At 56.4% G+C, this 8,095-nt stretch carries 6 protein-coding genes; 4 read left to right on the top strand and 2 right to left on the bottom strand.

What is annotated here, in order from left to right; translation table 11 throughout:
• The first annotated feature begins 210 nt into the window (after positions 1-210).
• Entirely contained in the window at positions 211-1,875 is a 1,665-nt protein-coding gene (locus AFL22_RS22600) for a methyl-accepting chemotaxis protein (protein WP_052272212.1), read from the top strand.
• Here the strand turns inward: AFL22_RS22600 and AFL22_RS22605 are convergent.
• Positions 1,833-2,714 carry a LysR substrate-binding domain-containing protein gene (locus AFL22_RS22605; RefSeq protein ID WP_052272213.1) on the bottom strand — a complete coding sequence of 294 codons (882 nt, stop codon included), beginning with the start codon at positions 2,712-2,714 and terminating at the stop codon, positions 1,833-1,835. The two genes, AFL22_RS22600 and AFL22_RS22605, sit on opposite strands and share 43 nt — an antisense overlap.
• Before the next feature lie 125 nt (positions 2,715-2,839).
• On the opposite strand from AFL22_RS22605, the gene AFL22_RS22610 reads away from it, so the two are divergent.
• Positions 2,840-4,006, top strand: a complete 1,167-nt coding sequence (locus tag AFL22_RS22610) for a methionine aminotransferase (RefSeq protein ID WP_033757747.1) — start codon at positions 2,840-2,842, stop codon at positions 4,004-4,006.
• Between the two features lie 65 nt (positions 4,007-4,071).
• Positions 4,072-4,848, top strand: a complete 777-nt coding sequence (locus AFL22_RS22615; RefSeq protein ID WP_010670199.1) for a transporter substrate-binding domain-containing protein — start codon at positions 4,072-4,074, stop codon at positions 4,846-4,848.
• A gap of 36 nt (positions 4,849-4,884) precedes the next feature.
• On the opposite strand, the gene pepT is transcribed toward AFL22_RS22615, so the two are convergent.
• A complete protein-coding gene (gene pepT, locus AFL22_RS22620; RefSeq protein WP_052272214.1) occupies positions 4,885-6,111 on the bottom strand; it encodes a peptidase T in 1,227 nt (408 codons plus the stop codon).
• 127 nt (positions 6,112-6,238) lie between these two features.
• Between pepT and AFL22_RS22625 the strand changes: the two genes are divergently transcribed.
• Positions 6,239-7,834: an ABC transporter substrate-binding protein gene (locus AFL22_RS22625; RefSeq protein WP_052272215.1), complete on the top strand. Its 1,596-nt coding sequence runs from the start codon at positions 6,239-6,241 to the stop codon at positions 7,832-7,834.
• The last annotated feature ends 261 nt before the right edge of the window (positions 7,835-8,095 follow it).

An 8,095-nucleotide genomic window follows, 5' to 3' on the forward strand; every position in this document is an offset into this window, starting at 1 on the left:
CTCATGGTTAGCCTGCTAACCATCAAATTGCGCGAATGGAATTAATCTGCTTTTTAAAGGTTAACCTGCTGAATAAAAAGGCTATAAAGTGAAATTTGCCTTAGGGACGCTGTAAAATATTAGGTAACAAAACAGTTACATCTTCACAATCGCATGCCGATAAACCTCCTATGCCCGACGCTTGCGGGTCAACGTGTATAGGATTTTGGTATGGGAATGCTCAAAAATTTTACCATTCGCGCAGTGATGCTCTCTATTCTGGGACTGTTTTGTTTACTGTGGAGCGGCGTCGGGCTGTATAGCATTCACTCTCTTGGCGCGCTCAGCGAAGGGAATGATGTGGACCGTCATCTGGTTGAGCAAATGACGGTGCTGAGCAAAGGCAACGATCAATATTTTCGTGTCATCACGCGCTTATCCCGCGTGATGGAAAGCAAAGCCGCAGGTCAGACCCTGAACGATGAGGCTTATGCTCCGGTGCAGCAGGCGCTGGACAGCATGACCCAGCAACTGGCGCGCTTTAAACAACTGGCACCCGGCCCGATGAACCCGGATGTGGTGGATGGGGTGATTCAGAGCTGGCAAAAGCTGCTGGATGCGGGCGTTACGCCACAATTGCAGCTGGCCCGTCAGGCCTCGCCTGATGCTTATCGTCAGCAGGCAAATAACGTCACGCCGCCACTCAGTCGTGCCTTTGGCATCAGCGCAGAGAAATTCAGCCAGGGCGCAGCTGAAAAGCTGGATGCAACCCGGGTTGAAGTGGATCACCTCACCGCGATGACCAAAACGATTATTACCATCACGGTAATTATCGGCCTGTTTATTCTGCTGTTTACCGACCGCTATCTGGTGGCGATGCTGGTCCGTCCGCTGGAAAGTATTCGTACCCACTTCGCGGTCATTGCTACGGGCGACCTGAGTCAGCCGGTATCCGATTTCGGACGCAACTGCGTCGGTAAACTGGTGCCGCTGCTGAGCGCCATGCAGGATAGCCTGCGTGAAGCGGTCAGCGCCATTCGCAGCGGCACTGAGAATATCTCGCGCGGTGCCGCAGAGATTTCTGCCGGTAACAACGACCTCTCTTCACGTACCGAAGAGCAGGCCGCTGCGCTCGAACAGACTGCGGCCAGCATGGAGCAGTTGACGGCCACGGTAAAATTCAACGCCGATAATGCCCGCCAGGCCAGCCTGCTGGCAGAAACTGCCACCACCACGGCACAACGTGGCGGTCAGCTGGTCAGTGAAGTCGTCAGCACGATGGATGGCATCTCCGGCAGCTCGAAGAAAATCGCTGAAATCACTAACGTGATCAACGGCATCGCTTTCCAGACCAATATTCTGGCGCTGAACGCCGCCGTCGAAGCGGCACGTGCTGGCGAACAGGGTCGGGGTTTTGCGGTCGTTGCTTCTGAAGTGCGTAACCTTGCACAACGCAGCGCCAACGCCGCGAAAGAGATTGCGACGCTGATTGAAGATTCGGTTCAGCGTGTAGGTAAAGGCGCCGAGCTGGTCAGCACCACCGGCGGCACCATGAACAATATTCTGAAATCGGTGCAGGATGTTGATGCGATCATGAAACAGATCGCTTCCGCCTCGGAAGAGCAGAGCAAAGGCATCTCTCAGGTGGGTGCCGCGGTAACCGAAATGGATAGCGTGACCCAGCAGAACGCCTCACTGGTTGAAGAAGTCTCGGCCGCGGCGAGCGCGCTGGCATTGCAGACGGAAGCGCTGCAGGCCTCTGTGTCGAAGTTCCGTCTCTCCAGCAGCCGCCAGACCGCACCGGTCATCACGAATAAACCTGCCGCGCCGAAAGCAACCGTGCTGAATGCGCCTCAGGCTAAACCGGCGGATAACGGCGACTGGGTCACCTTCTGATCCCTGCACAGCCACGCCACCAGCTCCGCCAGGAACGGTGGCGCATCCTGCGCGGGCCGTTTCAGTAAACTGTAAACCGCACCGGTTTTTGCCTCGCCAGCGAACGGCTTAATCAGCCTGCCGCTGGCTATATCACTCTCCACCAGATTGCTGTCGGCCATCGCCACACCAAACCCCTGAATCGCTGCACTGATCGCTAAGTCCATGGTGGCAAAATGCTGGTTCCGCTTCATGTTCAGTGTCACCTGCTGCGCCTGCAGCCAGCACTGCCAGTCACGCGTATCTGCCGTCGGATGCAAAAAGGTCATTGTGGCCAGTGCCGCCGGGGAGTCCGGGCGGGGTTGATCGGCTGCCATCACTGGCGTCAGCGACTCACTGAACAGGCAAATTCCGTCAGGGTGCGGCTTACCATAGACAATCGCCACATCGAAGTTCTCCAGCTGCGCGGCATGATCCAGCGTGGTGGTCAGGGCCACATGCAGTTCAGGCCGATGCTGCTCCAGCGCCATCAGCCGGGGCACCAGCCAGCGCATCGCACAGGTTGGCGCTTTCAGGCGAATGCTGACCTGACTACGGCGGACCTTCTCGCTGGCCTGAACCATCAGCTCAAAACCCTGCTGTAAGTCGGGCAGCAGCGCCGCGCCCTGAGGGGTCAGGCGCAGACCGCGCGCGTGGCGGTCAAACAGCGTCACGCCCAGCCACTGCTCCAGGGCGGCAATCTTACGACTGACGGCGCCCTGCGTCAGGCAAAGTTCGCGGGCAGCGTGGGTCAGATTGAGATGTCGGGCGGTCACCAGAAAGGCGTGAATGGCATTAAGCGGCAGCGATAAGCGTGACACGGTGAACCTCAGCTATGCATTTTTGTCATGGCTATTATGACGACATTTCGCTTGCCGACTCAAGTCGCAGCCCGTTGAATAGCTATTTACCGCATCTGAGCGGTTAAGCCCCTGACGGAGAGAGTATGTCCCTGAAAACGCCTGTCGCTATCCACTCAAAATTGCCGGACGTCGGCACCACTATTTTCAGCGTGATTGGCCAGCTTTCGGCGCAGCATCAGGCGATTAACCTGTCGCAGGGCGCGCCCAATTTCCCCTGTGATCCGGCGCTGGTCGACTCAGTCAGCCGCGCGATGCAGGAAGGACATAATCAGTATGCCGCCATGATGGGCTTGCCCGCCTTACGCGACGCGCTTGCCAGCAAAGTGCAGGCGCTCTATGGACAACAATATGATGCCGCCAGTGAAGTGCTGATCACCGGCAGCGCCAGCCAGGGGCTCTATATGGCGATCACCGCGCTGGTTCATCAGGGCGATGAGGTGATCTTCTTTGAACCGGCGTTTGACAGCTACGCGCCGGTGGTGCGGTTGCAGGGCGGTAAACCGATTGGCCTGAAGTTGCAGGTGCCGTCGTTTGCTATCGACTGGGATCAGTTGCGGGCAGCAATCACGCCGCGCACCCGGATGATCATTATTAATACGCCGCACAACCCCAGCGCACAGGTGCTGACCCCCGACGACCTGAATCAGCTGGCAGCCTTAATCCGCAACACCGATATCGTGGTGCTCTCCGATGAGGTTTACGAACATATTCTGTTTGATGGGAGACCGCATTGTGGGATGGCGACGCATCCGGAGCTGGCAGCGCGCAGCGTCATTGTCTCTTCGTTTGGCAAAACCTTCCACGTCACCGGCTGGCGGGTAGGCTACTGTCTGGCACCGGCAGAGCTGATGACTGAGCTGGTGAAAGTGCATCAGTTTATGATGTACGCCGCCGATACGCCGATGCAGGTCGGTTTCGCACACTATCTGCAGACGCCAGAGAACTATCTGTCGCTCAGCGCCTTCTATCAGCAGAAGCGCGACCGGCTGATCGCCCTGATGCAGAACTCCCCGTTCCGGCTGCTGCCGAGTGCTGGTTCATTCTTTATGCTCGCCAGCTATGGACATTTCAGTGACGAACCGGACAGTGAAATGGTAAAACGTCTTATCGTCGATCACGGTGTGGCGACCATACCGCTGTCGGCGTTTTATATGGATGGCACAGATAACAAACTGATTCGGCTCTCTTTTGCTAAAGACGAGGCGACACTTGAGGCTGGCGCGGCTGCGCTATGTGCTTTTTCTCGCTGATTCACGCCACCGCGTGAGGCAGCTCGGGGAACAGGTAACCAGGACTTTTCGGGGTAAATGACATAATGAAGAAACTGAACGCGCTTTTTCTCGCTCTGGGCATGATGACATCGGTACAGGCACTGGCACAGGATTTACGCTACGGCGTGGAGTCACAATATCCGCCTTTTGAAAGCCGCAATGCTAAAGGGGAACTGGAAGGCTTTGATATCGAGCTGGGCAATGCCATCTGTAAGGCGGGCAACTTCAGCTGCCACTGGGTTGAGAGCAGTTTTGATGCGCTGATCCCGGCACTGCAGGCGAAAAAGTTCGACGCCATTAACTCGGCGATGAACATCACCGAAGCGCGCGCCAGAAGCATTGCGTTTACGCAGCCGATCTACCGTATTCCGACCATGTTAGTGGCGAAGACCGGTGAAAATCTGGCACCGACCGCCGAAGGTCTGAAGGGCAAGAACATCGGTGTATTACAGGGGTCCATCCAGGAAACCTATGCGAAGAAGCACTGGGAGCCGCAGGGTGTGACCGTGACCTCGTATCAGGATCAAAACCAGGTTTACAACGACATGGTCGCGGGCCGCCTGGATGGCACACTGGTGATGTCTGCTGCCGGTCAGTCTGGCTTCCTCGATAAACCGCAGGGCAAGGGCTTTGGTTTTGTTGGCAAGCCAGTCGAAGATGACGCGATTCTTGGTTCAGGCATCGGCTACGGCCTGCGCAAAGATGACGCGCAGCTGAAGCAGTCACTGGATGCGGCGATTGCTAAAGTGCAGGGCGATGGCACCATCAAAAAGCTGGCTGAAAAATATTTCCCAGGCATTGATGTCAGCGCGAAGCCATAATCGCAATCGGGCGCGTTCTGCGCCCGATTCCTCCGCTTATTTCGCCGCCAGATAACAAAGTTTTTCCGCCACCTGATAGGACTTCACAAACGACGTTACCGGCAGAAATTCGAAGCGTGAATGGAAGTTGTGCGCGCCGGTAAAGAAGTTCGGCGTCAGCAGGCCTTTGGCTGACAGCGCGGCACCGTCTGTACCGCCACGCATCGGAATCACCTTCGGCTCAATCTCCAGCGCGGCAAAGGCACTGAAGATCAGGTCAATCGCGCGACGATCCTCACCCAAGGCATTACTGATATTGCTGTAGGTATCGCTGATACTCACGCTCACCTTGCCGGTTGGGTAACGCGCCGCGAGATCCTCTGCCGCCTGCTGCAACTGCTGCTTACGTGCCGCAAAGCTGGTCAGATCAAAATCACGGATGGAGGCCTTCAGCGTCGCCTTGCTGGCGTTGGCCTGAATCTCATTGAACCAGATATAGCCTTCACGGCCTTCGGTGTGCTCCGGGGTCTGCAGCCGATCAAACAGGCTGATGTAGTCATGCGCCATCAGCAGCGGATTCACCAGCACCCCTTTGCCCGACATCGGATGGGCCGGTACACCGGTAAACTGAATTTCTGCAGCGGCAGCATTGAAGTTTTCATACACCACTTCGCCCAGTTCGCAGCAGTCGATGGTCCAGGCGAAATCGACATTAAAGCGCGTTTCCAGATCCAGCGCTTTCGCACCGCGCAGCCCAATCTCTTCGTCCGGCACAAAGGCCACCACGATGTCGCCGTGGTCGCCGTTAAGGTTCTCCATCAGCGTCATCACCACGGTGACCGCCGCTTTGTTGTCCGCGCCCAGCACGCTGGTGCCGTCGCTGAAGATCACCTGCTGACCGACGTAGGGCGCGATCTCCGGATGTTCATCGCGGCGCAGCCAGATATCCTGCTCTGCATTCAGACAGAGATCTTCGCCCTGCCAGGTGAGGATCTGCGGGTGGATATCGGGCGACAAACCGACATCAACGGTATCGATATGCGTAATAAACCCGATGCGCGGCGCGTCAGGCCGGTTGCCGCGTTTCACCGCCGTCACCGTGGCATGTTCATCAATCACCACCTCATCCAGCCCTGACGCGCGCAGCTCATCCGCCAGCAGTTCCGCCATGGCGTGCTGGCTCGGCGTGCTGGGCAGTGTGGTGGATTTGGCATCGCTCTGACTGCTGATGGCGAGGTAACGGAAAAAACGTTCTGTGAGCTGCGACTCAAGTTTGTCTGTCATCACTATTCCTTATTAGTCAGCCACCGGCGGGGTTCGTTATGGTGCCGAATCGTGCTATCAATGAAGCATCTGAATGATTCATTTAGATATTGTGATCACCGGAAGTCAATACAAAGCGAGGATAATAATGAAAATCAAGATAGCCACCTTAGCGCTTGTTACGGCTGGGATAGCGCTGGCTGGCAGCGTTAACGCCAAAACGCTGGTCTTCTGTTCTGAGGGATCGCCAGAGAACTTTAACCCGCAGCTCTATACCTCCGGGACCAGCGTTGACGCCAGTGCGGTGCCGGTCTTTAACCGGCTGGTGGACTTTACGCCCGGCACCACCAATCTGGTGCCCAGCCTGGCAGAACGCTGGGAAATCAGCCCGGATGGCACGGTTTACACCTTCTATCTGCGCAAGAACGTGAAGTTTCAGAGCAATAAAGCCTTCAAACCCAGCCGCGACTTCAACGCCGACGATGTGATCTTCTCGTTTATGCGCCAGATGGACCCGAAAAATCCTTACCACAATGTCTCTGGCGGCACCTATTCCAACTTCGAAAGCCTGGAGCTCTCCACGCTGATTAAAAGTATCGACCGGGTCGATGACCACACCGTACGTTTTACGCTGTCCCATCCGGAAGCGCCGTTCCTTGCCGATCTCGCCTGGTATTTCGCCTCGATCCACTCGGCGGAATATGCAGACGCGATGCTGAAAGCGGGGACGCAGGAGAAGGTCGATATGAACCCGATCGGCACCGGACCGTTTGAGCTGGTGCAGTATCAGAAAGATTCCCGCATTCTCTACAAAGCGTTCCCGGACTACTGGCAGGGCAAGGCGAAGCTCGATCGGCTGGTGTTCAGCATCACGCCGGATGCCTCCGTGCGCTATGCCAAGCTGGAGAAGAACGAATGTCAGGTGATGCCTTTCCCTAATCCCGCCGATCTTGAAAAGATGCGCGCTAACCCGGATATCACCCTGGAACAAAAGGCGGGTCTGAATACCGGCTTCCTGGCGTTTAACACCACTAAAGCGCCAACCGATAACGTCAAAGTGCGCCAGGCGCTGGCGATGGCGATCAACAAACCGGCGATCATTGATGCGATTTTTAAAGGCACCGGCACGGTTGCGAAAAATATCCTGCCACCGGGCATCTGGAGCGCCGACAAAGATCTGAAAGATTACGACTACGACCCAGAGAAGGCCAAAGCCCTGCTGCAACAGGCGGGTGTGAAACCGGGTACCGAAATTGCGCTCTGGGCGATGCCGGTTCAGCGGCCTTACAACCCGAATGCGCGCCGCATGGCGGAGATGATTCAGTCGGACTGGGCTAAAGTGGGCATCAAAGCCAATATCGTCAGCTATGAGTGGGGCGAATACCTGAAACGCGTGCGCAGCGGCGAGCATCAGGCGGCGCTGATGGGCTGGACCACCGCCACCGGCGATCCGGACAACTTCTTTGGCCCGCTTTACAGCTGTACTTCTGCACAGGGCGGTTCCAACTCCTCAAAATGGTGCTATCAGCCGTTCGAGAAGTTAATCACCGAAGCCCGCGCCGAGCCGGATCAGGGCAAACGCACCGCGCTCTATCTGCAGGCACAGCAGATGATGCATGACCAGATGCCTGCGGTGATGATTGCGCACTCCACCATCTTTGAGCCGGTGCGCAAATCGGTCAGCGGCTATCAGGTCGATCCGTTCGGCAAACACATCTTCTATCAGGTTGATATTAAGCAGTAAGTGATTGCCGCTAAAGCCAGAGCCCCACTTAAGAGTGGGGCTAAGCTTATGCACTAAAGTCAGGGTTTATATGACCGCAACGATAAAGCTGCACTAATGTCAGGGTTTATATGACCGCAATGATAAAGCTCAACGCGAAGGGAACACGAGCAGAGGAGGAAAGCGTCCCGCCGCCCGGATAAAAACGCCGGGAGCGTTTTTGAACAACGCAAAGCGTTGGCCCGGCTACGGGCGCACCTCAGGGATGAGGTGCGTAATCGC

This window comes from Pantoea sp. CFSAN033090 (assembly GCF_001264395.1).
GTDB classification, from domain to species: domain Bacteria; phylum Pseudomonadota; class Gammaproteobacteria; order Enterobacterales; family Enterobacteriaceae; genus Pantoea; species Pantoea agglomerans.